The following is a 21,192-nucleotide window of genomic DNA, read 5'->3' as shown; positions in this document are numbered from 1 at the left end:
CCGACCGTTAACATTGGCGAGGCTAACGTTACCCCAGGAATGGGAGTTAGGGGCAATCATACCCCAAAATCAACCTCTATGCGTACAGATTGAAAGCTTTGAGCTTGTAACTGCCCAAGCGAAAGACAAATGCAAGATGTCACCGGAGTGAGTAAATCCAAGGCGGTAGGGGTTTCAAATCGCAGTTATGGACACGGGAAGGATGGATACCAATACGCTTTTTAAGGAAGTCCTGTCGGACTGCTGTTTATGTAAGGGGGCTTGCTTCCTCCCCATACATAAATGACAGGGGTTTCCATTCGCCCCCTTACCAACCCCAATTTTCGATGAAGATTAGCATTTTTGGTCTTGGCTATGTCGGTGCGGTAACGGCAGCTTGTTTAGCGCGAGATGGACAGGAGGTCATTGGCGTCGATGTCAACCCGGAGAAGGTTGCCTTAGTGGGGGCGGGGAAATCGCCAATTATAGAACCACAACTGGGTCAATTACTGGCAGACGGGGTAGCTACCCAGCGGATTCAGGCGACAACAGATGCCGAAGCCGCCGTTATGGAATCAGAGGTTTCCCTGATTAGTGTTGGTACCCCTTCCACAGAACGAGGCGAAACTGACCTCAGCTACGTGTTTAACGTCTGTAAGGAAATCGGCACAGCCATTAAGCATAAAACAACCCCCCACGTCGTTGTCCTACGTAGTACCGTCCCCCCAGGGACATTAGAGCGCTGTCAGGCTTTACTCACCGATACGATTGGCGTCGAAGCCGTACACTTAGCGTTTAATCCAGAGTTTTTACGAGAAGGTTCTGCAATTCGCGACTACGACGCCCCAGCTTACACAATTATTGGCACAGAAGACTCCATCGCCGAAACCGCAGTCCGGCAAATGTATGCCACAGTAAACGCTCCCATCATTGTCGCCAAACCCGCTGTGGCGGAAATGGTCAAATTTGTGGCAAATACCTGGCACGCGGCTAAAATTTCCTTTGCCAATGAAATCGGCAGGATTGCCAAAGCTTTTGACATCGACGGGCGAGATGTAATGAACATTATCGTACAAGATACAAAACTTAACGTTTCGCCCACCTATATGCGCCCCGGATTTGCCTTTGGCGGTTCCTGTCTGCCTAAAGACTTGCGTGCCTTGCTTTATTGTGCCAGAACCATGGACGTTCCCGTCCCCCTGCTCAACGCCATCCCCGCTACCAACAATCTCCAGATTGACTTAGCGACGCAGGCGATACTGCGTTCTGGCGCACGTCGAATCGCTGTCTTGGGTTTAGCCTTTAAATCCGGTACAGATGACTTAAGAGAAAGTCCGGCTGTATTACTGGTGAAGCAGTTACTGGGGGAAGGATGCGAGGTAAAGATTTATGACAAAGCTGTAGAGGAAGCTTGGCTGGTCGGTACTAATTTAGCCTATATTCAGCGTAATATTCCTCACTTTCAGGCATTGCTGATGGAAGAACCGCAACAAGCTTTAGCCGGGGCGGAACTGGTGGTAGTTACCTATGCCACAGCAGAGTTTCGTCAAGTGTTACGGGAATCTGCCCCAGGGATGAAGATTTTAGACCTAGCAGGGCTTTTTACTGAACCCATTGAGGCATTAGATTACCAAGGATTCGCCTGGTAGAGTACGGAATCGAGTAACTTGTCAGCCGTTATTTAGGATTCCTCTATAAACAAAAGGAAGCATCAAGGAGAATATGACCTTATGGGATTAACTAAAAGCGATTTAGATGGACAATTTGTCTTGACACAGCATCCTCAATTTATTCCAGAAAAATGGTATGTGCAAGAAAAAGATGCTTGGTTATTGGCAACTCATCCCTCTCTACCGATTACCCATGTTTACGGAGTGAATAATCATCATATAGGATGGATTATCGGGTATTCCATTACGCCCAGTGGTGATTTTTGTCCATCCCAACTATGTTTTCCGGTCGATTTACAGGAGCCTAACCAAGAGAAAATCATCGAAACAAATCTATACGAAATTGGGGGCAGATTTGCCGCTATTTTTTTAACCGATAGTTTTTCCAGATTTTATCTCGATCCAGCAGGGTTACTGGCTACAGTTTATTCGTTAAATATTCCCCTAGTTGCCTCTACGCCCAGTCTAATTGATGGTGATGGGCATAATTGGGACGAAGAGATTATCAAGATATTAAGAATGCCGAATAGTGGTCTCTGGTATCCATCCGGGTTAACACCGAAAAAAAATGTAGCCAGACTATTGCCGAATCATTTTCTGGATCTTTCTCACTGGAAATCTGTCCGCCATTGGCCCAAAAGCCCCAAAGATTTAGTAGAAGAAAAAAAAGAAGGTTTGGTCAAAACAATTTTTCATAGGCTTAGACATAACATCACTTCAGTCGCAAATCATCACCCAAGTTATATGTCTATAACGGCTGGACGAGACTCTCGCATGCTTCTGGCTAGCATCCTAGAAGACAGAGGAAAAATATTATTTGTTACATTTTCAGGTGACTATATTGATGCAGATATAGTAAAACTATTAGTTAATAAAATTAAATTAAAACATATATTTATTAAACATAAATATGTCAATAATGACCAACGAGAAGACTGGTTTTATCGAACTGGATATTGTTCCAGTACAAGTGGTTCTATTGGATACTTGCAAGATTTAAATGAGAAGAGGGCTTTTTTAAATGGCATAGGCGGAGAAGTTGGACGATGCTTTTATTGGCGTAAATTTGATAAAACCAAAAAACAAATAAACGCCAAAGAATTACTTGCTCGATGTCATATACCTGCTGATGAAAAAATCCTGAAAAAGATGCAAGACTGGCTGTCAGAAGTCGCAAACTTTAATATCTATACAATTCTAGATCTTATGTACATTGAGCAGCGGCTCGGTTGCTGGGCTGCTCCTGAACAGTATGGAGGTGATCACTGTTCTATCTCTATGCTATCTCCTTTTTCTAATCGCAAAATCTTTGAATCAATGTTAAGACTCCCGATTGAATACAGGTGGAAGCAGCAACTGACTTTTGATATTTGTCAAATGGCAGATTCAGAACTTGTGAGTCTCCCATTTAACGATTTTACAGGTTCACTAAAATATCCCAAGCGAATCATTCACTTTTTTACCAATACAGTTGTGTACAAAACTAGGCGGGTAATGACACGTCCTGATATGCCTCAAAGATTCCTGCGAAGTTTATCCTCAAAAATTAGACGAGAGTAGAAACTTGTAAAGCCTTAAAGTCTCAATACCTTCACAAATTCATCGTATTCATTGTAGGACAAAAGTCCAGATTTTTTAGATTAATTCAAAAAAATGAGTTTTCAATTTGCTCTTATAACTCCTAGCTATGCCCCCGACTTTGAACGTTGCCGACTACTATGCCAGAGCGTAGAAAAATTTATATCGCCCTCCGTTTCCCATTACGTCATTGTCGAGCAGCGAGATTTGCCGCTTTTTCGACAAATACAAAGTTCCAATACAGAAATTCTTACTGTTGAATCAGTTCTACCCTGGTGGATTAAACGTCTGCCTTTAATTAAAAAAGGCTGGTTTAGTTTCAAAACTCTTCCTGTCCGAAACTGGATTAACCAGCAACTTGTGAAAATAGCATTCAGTACTCAAATTGATAAAGATGTCTTAGTCTTTGTCGATTCAGATACATTTTTTATACGTCCTTGCAATCTTCAAAGCTTTGTTCATGAAGATAAAGTACGCTTATTTCGCATACCGAATGAAGGTAAAGTGGAAAAAAACTTAAAGTGGCATCGTTCAGCCGGACACCTGCTGGGTTTACCTCCGATGAATTATTCGGGTGCAAGATATATTAGTAATGTAATTACTTGGAGACGTGAAAATGTTATAAAGTTGTGTAAACACCTTGAAAAAATTTCTGGACAAGGTTGGCTGGAAACCCTATGTAATACCTGGAATCTGTCAGAATATATACTCTACGGAGTTTTTATCGATAAGATTTTGCGAGAACAATCAGGACATTACTATGATGAACAGAATATTTGCCACGAATACTGGGCGAGTTCCGGTCCCCCTATGTCCGATGAAGAGTTGCAGAGCTTTTTCTCCGCAATTCGTCCTGAACAGGTAGCCGTAATGATATCGTCTAAAGTGGGTATGTCTGTTGCAGAATATGAGAAATTTTTTAATCAGATTACTTAATTCTCAAAAATCAAAAAGTTAATTTTTTTCAATGCAATTTTTTACCCTATAAGCATATGTAGCCTAAAATAATACAAAATCTGCGTTGACTATTCTCTTTTTTTAGGTAAGCCGCAAAAATATTGTAGAGACGTTATAGGTAACATCTCTAGAATTTTAAAAACAAGGGTTATATAGCGTTTTCATTTGGGTCGTGAACACAGGAACCTGGTAAAAAGGCAATGGGCAATAGGGGAAAGAGATACAGGGTTTTTAAGTAATCTAAGAAAAGACCTCCTTGGTTTACAACTCATTTACAAATGCTACAGCGTTTTCCATACTGGTGAAGCACATTGAGAATAAGACTTTTGCACTCACAGAGGCTAACCTCGTCTTGTTACTGTACCTCCCTAAACTGAGAAATGCTGTATATGAGACCAGATTGGGTATAATATATGGTTAGAGGTCGATTATTGAATCTTCACTTTTATGAGAATTAAATCGATAGTTTATGATAAGTTTTTATGGTTTTTAATCATTACCTTATTAATTCTAGGTATATTTTTCCGCTTTGCTAATATCGATCGCAAAATCTACGAGTTCGATGAAGTCTACACCTCATTACGCATTTCTGGCTACACCATGGCAGAAATGGAGCAAGAACTTCGTGATGGTCATTTAGTCAGCATTGAAGAGTTACAAAAATACCAAGCCCCTAATTCAGAAAAAAATGTAGTCGATACAATCAAAGGCTTAGCTTTAGAAGAATCTCAGCTCACCCCACTCTATTTCATCCTAGCGCGGTTTTGGGTGCAATGGTTTGGTCATTCTGTCGCAGCGATAAGAAGTTTATCCGCCTGCATCAGTCTCCTGACATTTCCCGCTATCTATTGGCTTTGCCAAGAATTATTTGCATCACCGATAATCGGATGGATTGCTATAGCACTGATTGCCATTTCACCTGTTCACGTCATCTATGCCCAAGTCGCCCGATTTTACAGTTTATGGACTGTACTGATTTTACTATCAAGTGCTGCCCTGCTACGAGCTATACGGGTGAAGACAAACCTGAGTTGGAGTATTTATTCAGTAACCGTCATCTTCGGACTTTACACTCATTTATTTTTCGGCTTAGTTGCGATTTCACAAGGAATTTATGTCGTTGTAATCGAACGTTTCCGACTCAGCAAAACATTAATCTCCTACATATTAGCATCCCTGGTGGGGCTGATTACCTTCTCCCCTTGGCTGTTCATTTTGATTACCAGCCCCAACCCAGAAACACTCAGTTGGATGCAGGTTCAGGACACCTTATTAAGGATAACGGTTAAATGGGTTGGCATAGTCAGCCGTACTTTTCTGGATATCGGTGTTAGTCCCAGTAGTCCATTAACACTTAAACTAGGATTAATTCCTTTTATTTTAATCCTATTGATTTTGATTGCCTATGCCATTTATTTTATTTGTCGAAATACACCGCAACGAGTTCATTTTTTTGTCTTAACACTGATTTGCTCGGTCGGACTACCATTAATCCTAGCCGATTTCATTCTGCAACAAAGTTATGGTGCGACTAAATATATACTCCCTTATAGCTTGGGTATCCAACTCGCTTTTGCTTACTTAATCGCCACGAAACTTAACTATTCTTTTGGTAATATATGGCAGCAAAAAATTTGGAAAACTTTAACCTCAATGTTAATTATTATGGGAGTCATCTCCTGTACTATTAGCGCACAAGCAGAAATGTGGTGGAACAGTCATCCCAGCAGCAACCGATATATTCCGCCAATCGCTGATGTCGTCAACCAATCTCCTCAACCCTTGGTAATCAGCGATTATGATGACCTCAAAGATATACAAGTCCTAGGTTACCAACTCGAACCCAAAGTGCGGCTACTTCTGGTAAAGGAACCCAATATACCAGAAATACCCAAAGGTTTTAGTGACGTATTTTTATTCAGACCTTCTGAATCATTAAGAACCGGACTAGGGGAGAGGTATAACACACAAATTAAGCGGATTTACACACCGTTTTGGACGCTAGAAAATCACACTGATGATTAAGGTTTGGGTTCTGTAGGGGCGCAAGGCTTGCGCCCTTTCTTTCCGACTGCTTGTTTGGCATCTGTTCACAAAAATGTCTCTTATACTGAAGTCCCACTCACACAAATGTACTACACCTAGAGCGCCAGTCCAGTAATCGAAATTGATACTATAATCTCCCAAAAACTGTAACAAAAACTACACAATCTCCCCTTTTGTAGAGACGTTCCGGCGGAACGTCTCTACCAATCGCTATTAGTGGACCGACGCTCTAGGCTAAAACCTTATACCGTAATGATTTTAACGCTCAAGCTCCTCAAAAATTGTACCCATGTAGGGCGGCTCAAAAATCGCGGAAAGCCGCACAGTGAGGCAGTTTTATATTTTTTGACTGGGGGAACTTCAGCTTATAGGGTAGCTATCCTATACTGTTCACGGTTACAAACTGAGCTTTTGTCATGGCTCATGGAGTCCTGAGCCAAGCGAAGGAACAGCAGCTCGCGCATCTGGTGAGATTCTTCACTCCGCTATCGCTGCGTTCAGAATGACAGACTCATCAGCAGAAAGTTTTTGAACAATATAAATTTAATAAACTTTCCATGAAGTTAAGGTACAGTTAACCTTGCTTTTATGTAAAGACTTCATGAACTCCTCAACCCAGCATCGATCCCTTATTTATAGTTGTATTGGATAACCAGCAAAATTGGAGTAAAACGTTGAGTCAAACCATCACAGTTACCAATCTTGCCGATAACAAGTATTCAGAGTCCTCTGTTCCTGGGTCATTGAGAGATGCCATTGAACAGGCGAATCCCGGCGATACGATTCAATTTGCGCCGAGTCTTGCCCAGAAAACGATTACTCTTGAGCGGCGGCTAGAGATTGAGAAAGACTTAACCATTGACGCGGTTGATGCTCCGGGGTTAACAATTAGTGGCAATCAGGAACATCAAATTTTCCGCTTATCTGAGAAAGCGACAGATGTGACATTCCGGAATCTCATTTTAGTCGATGCCGAATCTGAACATGCGGGAGCAGCAATTTGGTCATTAATCCCGAATGCCAAAATTACCGTAGAAAATAGTCAATTTTATAACAACATCGCTGGACAAGGACCTGGGATTTGGGCGAAATCAGGCGCTGATGTCACGGTTATCAACAGCAAATTTGAAGGCAATCAGGCTACCGTTGATGTGGATAGTGCTGGTGGGGCAATTAGTGTATTTAGCCGGAGTAAACTTACCGTTAAAGGCAGTGAGTTTACCAACAATAAAGGCTTTGCCGGTGGAGCAATTACCACTATTTTTACTCCTCTAACCCTAGAAGACTCCATTTTCCGTAATAATGAAAGCCGCAGTTGGGGTGGCGCGGTAAACAACGACGGTGCTAGCGTTCCGTTTCAAGAACGCTACTACGATGGCGATTTACCCAGGGATAGGGAGGGCGGTGAAACCATTATTCGCAACACCGTCTTTGACGGCAATCGTTCAGTTTTTCAGGGTGGCGGATTAGCATTATTTGGTTATGACCAAGACTACGTGACAATTGAAGATAGTACATTTATTAATAACGAAGTCATTCAGAACCAAGAGGGAATCGCCAGAGGCGCTGGGCTGCGAGTTGCGGGTTTTGTGACCATAAAAAACACGACCGTTGCCAACAATCGCTCTCACGAAGAGGGAGGTGGCTTATGGTATCAAGGAGAAGTGCCAATTACAATTACGAACAGTACTTTTTCCGGTAACCAAGCAAAGGATGAAAACGGCGCAGGATTGGGCGGCGGAATTTATAGTGGGCAATGGGGTTCAGAAACGAATATTACTAATACGACGTTTGCGAATAATTACGCGGGTAGTGAGGCAGGGGCAATTTATGCCACCAGTCAACGTCACCATCTCACCAATACGATTTTTTATAATAATACCGCTGGCAATAAGTCTCAAATTAAGCAACAGACTAACATTGAGTTAATCGACGCCGGGAACAATCTCCAATATCCTGATCTAGTTACTGATGATCCCGATGACGTACACGTAACCGCAGATATCCAAATCGCTGATCCCCGTCTGGGTGACTTACAAGAGATTGATGGTCGCTTAGTCCATCCCTTGCTTGAAGGAAGTCCAGCGATTAATGCAGGGACAAGAAAGAATGCCCCCAAAACAGATCAACGGGGTTTCCCACGGGATGACCAGTATGACATTGGTGCTTTTGAATTTGCCCCAACTCCAGTTCCTTCACGCGGGGGCGATCGCTCTGGTGGGGTTGATTCAAACGGTGGCGAAGAGAATGTCCGCGATCGCTCTGCTGGGGTTGATTCAAACGGTGGCGAAGAGAATGTCCGCGATCGCTCTGCTGGGGTTGATTCAAACGGTGGCGAGGATAATACCAATGAACCTACTCCTGTAACACCCGTGCTTAACCGCGATCGCTCTGGTGGGGTTGATTCAAACGGTGGCGAGGATAATACCAATGAACCTACTCCTGTAACACCCGTGCTTAACCAGACTGCCAATGATTCCCTCCAGATTACAGGGAACTCGGAATCAGCCCAACTGCAATTTACTTTAACTGATAACCGCTCGACTTTTGTCAATGAAATTGGTATTTTTTACCTAGATGATCAACAAGGTCGGGTCAATGGCATTGCACCGGGAGAGGAGGGTTATCTCAACGCTGTCTTCAACCAACCACAAGTCATTGTCTCTACGCTTCCCGACAACCCCTTTCCAGAACTCAACCTCACTCGTCAATTGACCGTTGACGTGGGTTCACCCATCGGCTTTTACTTTGTCCGAAACAGCACCACTGATACGGTGTTGGCAGATTTAGCCACAGGACAAACACCGTCCAATGTGTTCTTTGCCTTCCCAGACGCCAATCAAGATGGTTTGGACTATGGACAGGTATCCCCACAGGAGGATGGCAGGTTTATCCTGCAATGGCAAGAGGTACAGGGTGGAAGCAATCCTGACTTTGATGACCTATTTCTCACCGTTGAACTATCCGACACTCTCCCCTCTCTAGGAACAACGTTCCAAGGACAGCCAGAAGGCGAACTGATTGACTTGACTGGAGTCACCAATCCAGTATCGGCTGATTTTGTGGTCAATCTAGAAGCGGCTTATGATAATTCTTTTGGCTTGTATGTGGTTGATGATAGTACAGGTCGCATTGGCAATCTTGCTCCCGGTGATCCCGGTTATGCAGAGGCGGCGATTCGTCAGCGATTAGATATTGAGGCAAATACTTTGCCCGGAGATGTCATTATCGCGCCATTTCTGATTGCCGATGGAACCGCAGAGGAGTTTCTGGCGGAGAATCCGGATAATCAGCCCGGTACAGACCCCTTAGCCTATTTTACCTATTCCAGCGCTAATCCGGATCGGGTTGACCACGTCCGCTTGCTGGGAGATAACACCTTTGCCTTTGAAGATATATTCGGTGGTGGTGATTTTGACTATGATGATCTGGTTGTGCAAGTTAATTTGACTTAATTGGGGGCGGCTGCAGGGAGTCTTGTGGTGGGGAGAGGCAACAGGGAACAGGCAACAGGCAACAGTTTCAACCCTCTGTTGAGGTAAGATTCTACAATTCAACAGGGAAAATGCCAGGATGTAGAGCCATAATAACAGGGCACGGCAATGCCCATTGGTGTCAACTTAAGACTTTGTATAACTAGCGCTCAAAGTTTAGATCCCCCTAAATCCCCCATGCAAAAAAAAGCGAAGCATCTCTGGCTTCCCCGCATAACAAAAAGCGAAGCATCCTTTGGTCTCCCCCTTTTTAAGGGGGACGGAAGGGGGATCGAAAAGGGAAGAGGGGGATCAAAAGGGGGACGGAAGGGGGATCAAAAAGGGGGGCTAGGGGGGATCTCTTATTAAGTAAGGAAGGGTTCCAGCCTTAAGTTGACACGGATGACCGACGTGCGCCCAGTTTAACGGTGAAATCTATTCCACAATTTTAGCTGTGTCAGTCCGCCATCGTGTGTTAGCCAAGCGTAACCCACCTTTGCCACCATCTGTGGTGTAGCTGCATAAGTTCTCTGCCCTTAATAAGCTCCCTCATGGAAAAATACCACCCTCACCGTCTCAAACAAAATCCGAATATCCAGCGACAGTGACCAATTCTGAATATACGCCATATCAAACCGAAACACATCCTCAGAATCCTTCACATTAGACCGACCCGAAATCTGCCACAACCCCGTGATCCCGGGTAACACCTCATGGCGAATCTGATGATGTTCCTCAAACCGTTCCACATCCCGTAACGGTAATGGACGAGGACCGACCAAACTCATTTGCCCGAACAACACATTAAATAACTGAGGTAACTCATCCAAACTATACCGCCGTAAAAACCGACCCACGCGAGTAATCCGAGGATCATCTTTCAGCTTAAACAACACTCCTCCAGGCATCTCATTTTTTGCCTCTAACTCCCGTTGCAACTCTGCCGCATTCGCCACCATGGTGCGGAACTTCCACACCTGAAAGTGGTCTCCTTGCAACCCTACCCGTTCTTGTTTATAAAACACAGACCCAGCAGAATCTAACTTAATGGCTAAGGCTATCCCCAGCATCAGTGGACTAAGTAGCAGCAAAATCACCGCTGACGCCACCAAATCAAAACAACGCTTAATCCAAAAATCCCCACCAATAATCGGCGGAGTCCGAAATCGAATCGTGGTCAACCCATCAATCATTTTAATTTCCGACCACTGGCTGGGAAGCTCTAACCGAATTGGTAGAACTCGTAAATCAATCCCCGCATCTCTCAAGTCCCAAAACAGCAAAATTGGGTCGGGAATCGAGTGCCAGGAACAAATAAATACTTCATTAATTCCAGAATTTTGCAGCATGGTCAACGTTTGTTGCCATTGTTCAGGATTGCTCCTTACTGATAGGTCGGCTTCACCCTTAATCTTAAATTGAGCGCACTGTTCCAGCCGCTGTCGGGCTTTTTCCAGATCGTCTGGATTCCCCAGCAAGAAAACCGTTTGACGTAATTTACCACAGCGACGTAAGTAGACAATGATGCTATGAATCAGAAATCGTTCGCTAAAGACTAAAACGATAGAAAAAATCCAAGCCAGTAAAAATGTGAAGCGATGTAGGACTAATTCGGGTTCATAGATAAACACGATGTTCACCAGGATAATTTGACCCAGGGTGAGCGCTTTGATCAGATTCAAGAAACTACGCCGTCTATCATCGGTACTATAAAGCCCTGAGGCTGCCAAAATTCCTAGGTATGAGATAACAATTAGTAAGAGTAAGCCTTGTGACTGATAGGAGATATCCCCCAGAGAATGAAAAGAATGAATCGGACTCCCCAGATAATTCGCCAAGAGCCACGCCAACGATAGCATCGCACTATCCAGGAAAACCAAAACCAGGACTCGCAACCAACCAATGTAGATGCCTTGTCGCAACTTGCCAATTAGAGGTGCGCGGAGATCTAAATGTCTCATCTCATAACCTTGGCTCATTGTGTTGAACATGGTTGCGATACCTCCTAATGTCAGTTCAATGCTGATTTTTTTGTATCACGAAACATCTCGTCTCGTGTCATTTGTGATAAATGTTAATGAAATAGGAATGGGATTCAACCTAGCCAGGGAAGTAAGTGGACTCAATAAAACTTAACGGTTGAGATCAGAAAATCGGCAACCGGAAACCGGGAATCTGGAACCGTAAGGGGTTGAGGACTATTTACACAACTTAATGAGCGTGCTGTTTGCTTTTGTCCGACGCCTGAGAAGCAAATGATAACTGTTTAGTTAGATAAACTATTAGCAACAAAAATAAACAATAAGGTGTATAGACAAATTAGGTTAACATTGAGACATAAAAAGTAGTATTTGGTAATTTAATTTGTTGTCACCACTTTATCTCTCCGAGGTCTTTTAGCCAGTGCAGCCATCTGCCATCTGCCGTCTGGTACTAGTCGGAAATTTGTTGCAATAATTGCTCAGCCCGGATTGCCCATTCCTCGTTTCCCTGGTTTCTGTACAGATTTCGGGCATAGTCGAGAACTTGCTGGGCATCACGGACTCGATTCTGGCGCAGAAAGACTAACCCTGCCCCATAATAAGCATTGGCATAATTCGAGTTACTTTCAGCCGATTGGCGAAAGGCTGCTAGCGCTCCATCTAAATCTCCCTGTTCAAATAAAATTGATCCTAGATTATAGTAAGCTTCGGGGTATTGGGGACTAATGTTGATCGCTTGCTCAAATGCGGCTTTCGCCTGATCAAGCTGCCCCTGTCGCAGATAAACCAGTCCCAAATGATACGCAGGTTCTGGTGCATTGCGGCTCAACTGCATCGCTTGCTGGAACGCCGCGATCGCAACCTCAAATTCCCCCAATTCAGATAGCACTAACCCATAATTATAATGGGCAACCCCCAACTCCGGATCAAGGTCGATCGCCTGTCTCAACGCCTCCCGTGCTTGGGGTAAATTCTTCCCTTCTAACAACGCCGCGCCTAAATTGGCGTAGGCTAAAGCAAAGTCGGGATCAACCTGAGTCGCCTGGTAAAATGCATCGGCGGCGGCTTGTAACTGTCCCGCTTGGCGCAAGGCTAATCCTAGATTATAGTGGGCTGGGGCAAGCTGGGGGTTGAGTTGTGCGGCTTGCTCAAATGCGGCGATCGCTTGGGCGACATTCCCTTGCTGAATTAACCTTAATCCCTGATTTAGCTGTTCGAGTGCAGCGGGTTGGGTGGGCTTCAGGGGAGGAATCGATTGAGCAAGAGAGTGAGTCGCGTCTCTCGGGAATCGGGATGCTGGGGTGCATGTAGAGACATCGCAGACTACGTCTGGGTTCAGGAAAACCTTTCCCACCCGATCCGATGCCAGGGACGGATGAGCGACAACGGGATCAATGCTCATACTCAGCAACAGTACGCTCAAGTTAAGCCTCAAGCGCCGACATCCTAAACCCAACCAAGGAAACCTCAACCTAGGTAGCTGCAAATCCCTACCTGTAAAACGTCTCCCCTGGCTTTTCCACCAAGCTATCATCCTGTTTAACCGCTAGATACCTCGTCCATCATATCCTTGAGGTGCTTCCTTGTTACTTAACTTAACGGTAATTTTCCGCACCCGACCTGACTGGGATGATCAAATTGCGGGCAGAACGCGCTAATTTGATAAACAGAGAGTTGCTCATCTGTTCCAGAATGCAATAAATGCCACAGATGGGCAGATGAACAGGTGAGCCAATCGCTTAATTGATAGAGCAGACAAGACCTCACCGATCACCTGATGACCCGTAGTCTGGGGGAAAATATGAACCAAAACGCCGTAACCGCCACCCGTAATGTGGCAATTGTTGGTCCCTATTTGAGTGGTAAAACCAGCCTGTTAGAAAGTTTGTTGTTCGTTACTGGGGCGACGTCTCGCAAAGGGAACATCAAAGATGGAAACACCGTAGGTGATGCGATCGCCGAAGCTCGCGATCGCACAATGACGGTGGAGATTAATGTCGCCAGTAGCGAATATCAGGGCATTCGCTTTAACTGGATTGATTGTCCGGGTTCGATTGAGTTTGCCCAAGAAACCTATAATGCGCTTATGGGTGTCGATGCCGCTGTTGTCGTCTGCGAACCCACAAGCGATCGCGTGCTGATGCTCGCCCCTTTGTTCAAGTTTCTGGATGACTGGAAAATCCCTCACCTCGTCTTTGTCAACAAAATCGATCAACTCTCCTGTGACGGGGGAGCCTGCGGTCAACCCTATCGCCAGATTTTAGACGCCTTGAAAGGGATATCCTCCCGCCCCATTGTTCCGCATCAGTACCCGATTGGCAAAGGAGAACAGCTAATCGGGTTTATTGATTTAGTCACCGAACAAGCCTTTCATTACCATTCGGGCGCCCCAGCTGACCCTGTACCCCTACCTGAGTCCCTCAAAGACGCCGAACATGCCGCACGGGAAGAAATGCTGGAAGCCTTGGCAGATTTTGATGACCACTTACTTGAAGAACTCTTAGAGGAAATTGAACCGCCCCAAGAGGAAATTGTCAAAGACCTGAAAATGGAATTAGGGGCAGATTTAATTGTGCCTGTCTTTATCGGCGTGGCGGAACAAGATTATGGGGTGCGCCACCTAGTTGATGCCCTATTACGGGAAGCCCCCGCCCCAGAAGCCACAGCGGAACGTCGGGGATTGACGGGCAAAGGTGGCAAAACCGTGGCACAGGTACTGAAAACCTATTACACTCCCCAAGGGGGTAAACTGTCCTTGGCGCGAGTTTGGGCAGGTCAACTCACTGATGGTGCGGTTCTCAATGGCATTCGGGCGGGTGGACTCTACCATATCTTTGGTCAGCAACAGCAGTCTACCCAAGCCGCCCAGGTAGGTGATATTGTGGCGATCGGACGATTAGAGGGGATTCAAACCGGTGACACCCTGAGTACAGAGGAGAAGGGGGCAAAAGAATTACCCAAAGCCCCTGGGATGAAACCCGTCTATGGTTTAGCGATTACTGCCGAAAAGCGCAAGGATGAAGTTAAACTCAGTGGGGCGCTGACGAAGCTTTTAGAAGAAGATCCATCATTAACCTGGGAGCAACATGAGGACACCCATGAAATTATCCTCTGGGGACAAGGTGAAATACACCTCAAAGTGGCATTAGACCGACTGCGGCGCAAATATAACTTGCCGATGGATACTCACCTCCCCCGGATTCCATATAAAGAAACGATTCGTAAATCTACGTCCTCTCACGGGCGCTATAAGCACCAAAGTGGTGGTCATGGGCAATTTGGGGATGTGTACCTAGAGATTAAACCCATGGAGCGCGGTGAAGGGTTTAGCTTCTCGGAAACGATTGTCGGTGGTGTTGTGCCGAAACAGTATATTCCGGGTGTTGAGACGGGGGTGCGGGAGTATTTATCCCAAGGTCCTTTAGGCTTCCCGGTTGTTGATGTGGCGGTTACGTTAACTAATGGGTCTTATCATTCCGTCGATAGTTCCGAACAGGCGTTTAAACAAGCCGCACGAGTGGCAATGACCGAAGGGATGCCCAAGTGTAATCCAGTCCTGTTGGAACCGATTATGGTAATTCAGGTGTCTGCACCAACAGAGTTTACCTCAAAAGTGCTGCAACTGATCTCTGGGCGTCGGGGACAAATTCTCAACTATGAACCGGTTTCGGGTTGGAATGGATGGGACTGTATTTCTGGGTATTTGCCTCAGTCCGAAATGCATGACTTTATCGTGGAGTTGCGATCGCTCACATTAGGAATTGGCTTCTTTAACTGGGAATATGACCATCTCCAGGAAGTTCCGGGTAAGGTAGCTGATCATGTACTAGCAACTACGGGGAATGGCAACAGATAAACACTGAGTTAAAGCTAGGTTTGTAGTTGCGCTTTAGCGCCATAAGCACGCTTCGCGCTGACTACAAATTTTTCAGATCAAATCCGGTTAAACAACCCCACTGTGTTCCTCCTACCATAGCCTCTGATTAAGAAAATATAACAGGGTGTTAACACTTAGCTCTATCAGGTTAACCCAGAACCAAACTCTACTTGCTATGATCAGAGCTTGCTTCAATTAAACGACTCATACGTCAATTTGAGGTGCATTCTACATAGGAGCCATTATGCAACTATCACAACCGTTGTCGAAGTCGAAACCCAAGCACATTGTTTTGACCTCTCATCCAGGGCGTTCCCGGGAACAACCCCCCAGCCTGCATTGGGGAGAAATCGATCCTCTCAAGCGGAGACCGATTATTGGTACGGTGACAAACCTTGCCCATCGTAACGTGATTGGCACTCACTCTGGTTCCTATTCCGTCTATCGGGCATTAGCTGTTGCCAGTGGAGCGCTTCATCCTAATCACCGAGCGGATTTGACCAACACGGCTCCGGTGGTGCCCATTGGTCCCCATCCCAGTTGGGGTGAGCCGAATCGCATCGTCTCCCTTGATCCGTTTGGGGCAATGGTGGGGGATGTTTACACCGATCTCTATGAGCAAGGATACGACATTCGACCCACGATCGCTGTTACTCAAGCCCATGTCAATTTGCCAGAAATCCAAGAGGCGATCCAGAAAAATCGCTTATCAGTTGACGGTAAAATTGTCAAGCCCAACGGCAGTTTAGTCGTCACCAAAGTCGCCATTGACCCCGTGTGGTATCTGCCCGGAATCGCCCACCGACTCAACGTTGAGGAAGGAGAATTACGCCGCGCCCTCTTCCAGCAAACCGGGGGAATGTTCCCAGAACTGGTAACCCGCCCTGATTTACAGGTTTTCCTACCGCCGATTGGGGGAATTACCGCCTACTTAATCGGCGAGGTGGACGCGATTACCGATCCCAATCGCCAACTGGCCGTCCGCGTTCATGACGAATGCAACGGTTCCGATGTCTTTGGTTCCGATATCTGCACTTGTCGTCCTTACTTGGTACACGGCTTAGAAGTTTGTGTACAAACCGCACAAGCCGGAGGTGCCGGGGTTTTGGTTTACTTCCGCAAAGAAGGGCGGGCGTTAGGTGAAGTGACCAAATTCCTGGTTTATAATGCCCGTAAGCGACAAGAAGGCGGCGATCGCGCGGATGCCTATTTCAACCGCACCGAATGTGTGGCGGGTGCCCCCGATATGCGGTTCCAAGAACTAATGCCGGATGTACTACACTGGTTGGGAATTACTCGCATTGACAGTTTTGTCTCCATGAGCGACATGAAATACAATGCGATCACCAGTTCGGGTATTGAGATTGTCAAGCGCATCCCGATTCCCGACGACTTGATTCCCGAAGATGCCATGGTCGAAATTGCTGCCAAACAAGCGGCTGGTTATTACACCGAAACAACCGCACCCGATGCAGTAAAATTAGCGACGATTAAAGGGCGTAGTCTCCTGGGATAGTTTTTGGTTCGTTATTGGGAATTGGGGATGTGAGTAGAACCAATGACGAATGAAATGCCAAAAACAACAGACGATTGCAGATTTGATGTCAGGCAACTTCTTTGTTATTCTTGATCCAGTGACTTAGCTTCCTCATAGTCAGCAGTGTTTCCTTCAATTCAGAACAGTAAGTGTGTCTAATCACAAGTAGAGTGTGTACTCCCGCACTGGCGTCTGTAGTAAGCTATACCGACAGACAGTTATTCAGGGGTACACACTATAAAGTTAGAATTATGAATTATGAAAAAGTTTTGAGTATTGTGTAGGTGCGGGTTTCACTACTATTATGACCTCACAACAGATGTGGCTAAACCTGCCCCAGCTTAATCCTTTGCTTCCAAGTGTCGGACATGGCGCATGAGTTCTAGAATTCACTATTACCTAGAGTCCTATTCCTTGACAAAGGACAAATGACGAATGACAAATGACCAACAAACCATCGCATATCTAAGAACACCCCAAGCGATTCGAGAACGGTGCGATCGCGTCTTGCATCTGGCTGAGGCAAATCAGTTACATTACTTTGGTTGCGATTTAACCCAGCTAAAGAACGTGGCAAATTATGTGATTCAAGTGATGCAGGATGAATATCCTGATTTTAATATCCCATTCCACAGTCGCTGGCGGCATTTTGAAGTCGGAAACGTGCCACGCCTTGCTGAATTAGCACAAAAATTAGCTGGACTTACTCCTCGACAAAACGCCCAAAGTAAATTTGATTTAGCCATTGTCAGTGTCTTATTGGATGCGGGCGCAGGTGCTGATTGGCAGTATGTTGAAACCGAAACGGGACAGGTGTTTCGCCGTTCCGAAGGATTAGCCGTTGCCAGTTTCCGCCTGTTCTGTCAGGGTATGTTTTCGAGTCACTCAGACTATCCCTTACAAGCCGATGCTCAAGCATTACAAAACTTAACGGTTGAGCAATTAGCTCACGGATTGCAAGTTAGTCCAACGAATCCCCTTTTAGGGTTAGAGGGTAGGGTAAAACTCTTACAGCGCTTGGGAGAATCCCTACAGACACATCCGGAATTGTTTGAGGATGAAAACCCCCGTCCAGGTAATTTGGTCAAGTATTTGCTGAGTCTTGCAACTGGCAAGGAAGAGCAGACAAAGGCGGGTTTGACCGATAAAGTTAGGGAAAAAAGCGATAACCTGTCTCAACCCACTGCGATCGGCAAGCTATCCGCTAAAGTAGTGCTATCAGCGGTGTTAGAAGGGTTAGGTGATATTTGGTCAGGACGACTTGCGATCGCTGGCGTGAATTTAGGCGATGTCTGGTATCATTCTGCCCTCTCTGGGGAAAAGCCGAATGATCACTATATACCCTTTCACAAACTTTCCCAGTGGTTAACCTATTCCCTCTTAGAACCCTTACAAGAATTAGGGTTAGAGATTACCGGACTAGAGGAACTCACCGGATTAGCCGAGTATCGCAATGGCGGTTTATGCCTCGATTTAGGTCTGATTGTGGTTAAAGATCCGACAATTTTGCAACAGCGCCACTTACCCGGATCTGAAGTAATTGTCGAGTGGCGGGCGCTGACTGTAAGTTTGTTGGATCGAATTGCAGAGGCTATCCGAAAACAGCTCAACTTAACAGCAACCCAATTACCTTTAGTTAAAGTCCTGCAAGGTGGGACTTGGACAGCCGGACGCAGAATTGCGGCACAATTAAGAGAAGGGGGGGTTCCGCCGATTCAGATTGAGAGTGATGGTACAGTTTTTTGACGACTTGACACTCCCCGCCCATAGCTAGGGGCTGCTGAATAAGTCTTGGGGAAGCTGGGGAAGCTGGGGAAGCTGGGGAAGCTGGGGAAGCTGGGGAAGCTGGGGAAGCTGGGGAAGCTGGGGAAGCAATGATACATTTTCCCTGATAGCAGTGCAAGGGCTTGTAGCAGGTATGCAAGGGTTTTACACAGCCACCACCATAATCTTTGATTTGGTGGTGGAGGATATCACGAGTGGATTTAGTCTTGGTTTCCGGGTAGCCCGATAAACTCTGAAGTCAGATTAACTTTCATAAATTCGAGATTCCAAAGCTTCAGGATATTCTTCGCAATATTCCTCAAACGCTGTTTGGGAGGGCTTTTCTGCCCGTTGGTGTGCCGCTTCTGCTTGCAGTTCTTCCACAATGTCCCAGGCGGCGGCACATTCTTTAGAGGTGGGACCTTTTTGGGCGCAGACAGCCCGTGCTTCTTCTACAGCTTTGCGGATTTCTTCTTCAAGTACAACACTCTTGGGTTTGTCAAGAAAGTCTCCTTTGGTGAGAATATCGGTAACAGAGATAATGCCCAATAGTTTTTCCTTGATCACCGGAGCGCGGCGAATGCCTGTATTGGCAAACAATCGCGCCACGTACTCTACACCGAGGTCAGGATTGACCACAATGCAGGGCTTATTCATAATTTCATAAACCCGCACTTTTTTGGGATCTTTGCCATAGGCAATTACTTTATAAACAATATCAGTTTCCGTGACAATGCCATAAGCATCTTGGTCATGGCGGCGATCTACAATTAAAGCCCGTAGACCCATATCGTTCATCAAATCCACGGCGTCAGCTACGGTGGCTGAACCGCGAATGGTGACCACATCGGTGGTCATGATGTCTTGAGCCTTCATCATCATGTCAGTTTCTCCTGGAGTTGATCTGCCTTTATGATGCGACAGGGAAGTCGATCAGTCCTCAGACAATGGTTACATTGGAAGCTGATTCTTCCAAGCCCCGAACTTTGAGAGATTAGGGTCATTGACCTGTAGGGACTTCTATCGTGGAGCATTTTTGATTAAGGTTGTCTCTTGTTGCTCTACCTTGAGAGTCCCACGGACTTTACCGCCATTTTAACGCGATTTAGGTATTATTGCTTATCTATATAAAAGCTAGGTTTTCCTCAAATCAAGCCAATCGCCACACACATAAGTAAAATTTATCACACCATGTACGGGAGAGCCGGAATCGCTCCTGCACAAAACCCCGTACCCTTAGCATCAATTAACAATTAAATACTCTCTAAACTTAGGACGAAAGCGAACTAGACAGCGCTGATAAAAACTGTTTAGCGTTGATATTTTAATTGCCAGCTCGTTGGAAATTTCTTTCCAGGAGTAGCCAGCTATTACCTTGAGAGCTAAAAATTTAAAATTAGCAACAGGCTGATTCACAATATGGGTACTTTGGAAAATTCCTTCTGGATCTTCCTGTAAAACATCAATAACTTCTTGTAAAATCGAAGGAGTTGATGCATGAGTAAATGGTAGTGACGTTTTTTGTTCGAGCTGTTCCAGTGTTAATCGAGTCACTTGACGCTGGTATGTCCGCTGAAACCCCTTGGGCATCACTTCACGACTGGCTTCGATAAAAAACCGCTTCGCGAATAGGAAATTGACCCAGGATAAGACATCATACTGCGGATTATATCTATCAATATTTTCGCAAATGTAACAGAATAGTTTTTGCTGGGCTTCGGCATAGATATCGTCATATAAGCCTCTAAATTTACCTTTATGCGGATGGCACAGTCTACCCGATCGCAAAATTTCTTTGATCAATTTAGCTAGAGCTAGTCGTCTGTTTTGGCTTTTAGCCGGAGACTGCTGGGCGGTGAGAGCCAGTTGTTTTAGGCGGGCGTTGAGTTCGTTCATGGGTTGGGTGTAGTTATACTGGAAACAAGGTGATTTAATAGCTTGCTGACAGTATCGAACACCCTTTAGATGACTTCAATGGGAAAAAGTCGGATGGTTAACTGAGGCTCGTATCAGGTTTTATCAGTTCTGGGGTGAGTGAAATCAGGAAAAGTCTGTTATTTGTCCTTTGTCATTCGTCAGGGAACGGGGAACAGGGAACGGGGAACAGGGAATAGGGAATAGGGAATAGGGAATAGGGAATAGGATAATGGGCTATAGAAATTGTGTCTCCCATCTCCCCCAGCTCCCCCTGACAGGTGTAGGTTTTTTACTGTGCGGTTGGGGCAAGACAAGGAGGGCAAGGTGGACAAGAGGACAAGGAAGGAAAACCGTACAGAATCTTGTTCGGTCAAACTCACTTCTAAAAGCCGAAACGCCCGATTTTTCGTTC

Annotated in this window: 12 protein-coding genes and 1 pseudogene; 8 read left to right on the top strand and 5 right to left on the bottom strand. The window is 45.5% G+C overall.

All coding sequences use genetic code 11. The features are described 5' to 3' along the window. The first annotated feature begins 326 nt into the window (after nt 1-326). The 5 genes from RIE73_RS06515 to RIE73_RS06495 all read left to right on the top strand — a co-directional run bounded on the left by RIE73_RS06515 (nt 327) and on the right by RIE73_RS06495 (nt 9,685). Nucleotides 327-1,628, top strand: coding sequence for a nucleotide sugar dehydrogenase (locus RIE73_RS06515; RefSeq protein WP_446400420.1), 1,302 nt, complete (start codon nt 327-329; stop codon nt 1,626-1,628). A gap of 81 nt (nt 1,629-1,709) precedes the next feature. Next, nucleotides 1,710-3,209: a hypothetical protein gene (locus RIE73_RS06510; RefSeq protein WP_446400419.1), complete on the top strand. Its 1,500-nt coding sequence runs from the start codon at nt 1,710-1,712 to the stop codon at nt 3,207-3,209. Nucleotides 3,210-3,302: 93 nt separating this feature from the next. Further along, nucleotides 3,303-4,163, top strand: coding sequence for a DUF6492 family protein (locus tag RIE73_RS06505; RefSeq protein WP_446400418.1), 861 nt, complete (start codon nt 3,303-3,305; stop codon nt 4,161-4,163). A 468-nt stretch (nt 4,164-4,631) separates the two neighbouring features. Continuing rightward, on the top strand, nt 4,632-6,209 hold the full coding sequence (locus RIE73_RS06500; RefSeq protein ID WP_446400417.1) for a glycosyltransferase family 39 protein: 1,578 nt from the start codon (nt 4,632-4,634) through the stop codon (nt 6,207-6,209). A gap of 695 nt (nt 6,210-6,904) precedes the next feature. Then, nucleotides 6,905-9,685, top strand: coding sequence for a DUF4114 domain-containing protein (locus RIE73_RS06495; protein ID WP_446400416.1), 2,781 nt, complete (start codon nt 6,905-6,907; stop codon nt 9,683-9,685). Nucleotides 9,686-10,239: 554 nt separating this feature from the next. On the opposite strand, the gene RIE73_RS06490 is transcribed toward RIE73_RS06495, so the two are convergent. After that, nucleotides 10,240-11,664, bottom strand: a complete 1,425-nt coding sequence (locus tag RIE73_RS06490; protein WP_446400415.1) for a sugar transferase — start codon at nt 11,662-11,664, stop codon at nt 10,240-10,242. Nucleotides 11,665-12,136: 472 nt separating this feature from the next. After that, a complete protein-coding gene (locus tag RIE73_RS06485) occupies nt 12,137-13,087 on the bottom strand; it encodes a tetratricopeptide repeat protein (RefSeq protein WP_446400414.1) in 951 nt (316 codons plus the stop codon). A 399-nt stretch (nt 13,088-13,486) separates the two neighbouring features. Between RIE73_RS06485 and RIE73_RS06480 the strand changes: the two genes are divergently transcribed. The 3 genes from RIE73_RS06480 to RIE73_RS06470 all read left to right on the top strand — a co-directional run bounded on the left by RIE73_RS06480 (nt 13,487) and on the right by RIE73_RS06470 (nt 18,845). After that, nucleotides 13,487-15,541, top strand: a complete 2,055-nt coding sequence (locus RIE73_RS06480; RefSeq protein ID WP_446400413.1) for an elongation factor G — start codon at nt 13,487-13,489, stop codon at nt 15,539-15,541. Between the two features lie 265 nt (nt 15,542-15,806). Beyond that, nucleotides 15,807-17,078 (top strand): GTP cyclohydrolase II, encoded by a 1,272-nt coding sequence (locus tag RIE73_RS06475; protein WP_446400412.1) that lies wholly within the window; start codon nt 15,807-15,809, stop codon nt 17,076-17,078. A gap of 456 nt (nt 17,079-17,534) precedes the next feature. After that, entirely contained in the window at nt 17,535-18,845 is a 1,311-nt protein-coding gene (locus RIE73_RS06470) for a URC4/urg3 family protein (RefSeq protein WP_446400411.1), read from the top strand. Between the two features lie 282 nt (nt 18,846-19,127). On the opposite strand, the gene RIE73_RS06465 is transcribed toward RIE73_RS06470, so the two are convergent. From RIE73_RS06465 to RIE73_RS06455, 3 genes and pseudogenes are all read right to left on the bottom strand, one after another. Beyond that, nucleotides 19,128-19,745 (bottom strand): CP12 domain-containing protein, encoded by a 618-nt coding sequence (locus RIE73_RS06465; protein ID WP_446400410.1) that lies wholly within the window; start codon nt 19,743-19,745, stop codon nt 19,128-19,130. Nucleotides 19,746-20,105: 360 nt separating this feature from the next. Next, nucleotides 20,106-20,759: a sigma-70 family RNA polymerase sigma factor gene (locus RIE73_RS06460; RefSeq protein ID WP_446400409.1), complete on the bottom strand. Its 654-nt coding sequence runs from the start codon at nt 20,757-20,759 to the stop codon at nt 20,106-20,108. A 179-nt stretch (nt 20,760-20,938) separates the two neighbouring features. Further along, nucleotides 20,939-21,192 (bottom strand): annotated as a pseudogene (locus tag RIE73_RS06455) (hypothetical protein); the annotation flags it as partial.

This window comes from Coleofasciculus sp. C1-SOL-03, assembly GCF_040220555.1.
Taxonomy (GTDB): domain Bacteria; phylum Cyanobacteriota; class Cyanobacteriia; order Cyanobacteriales; family Coleofasciculaceae; genus Coleofasciculus.
Note: the sequence above shows the minus strand (reverse complement) of the source record. Positions and strands in the feature narration are given on the sequence as shown.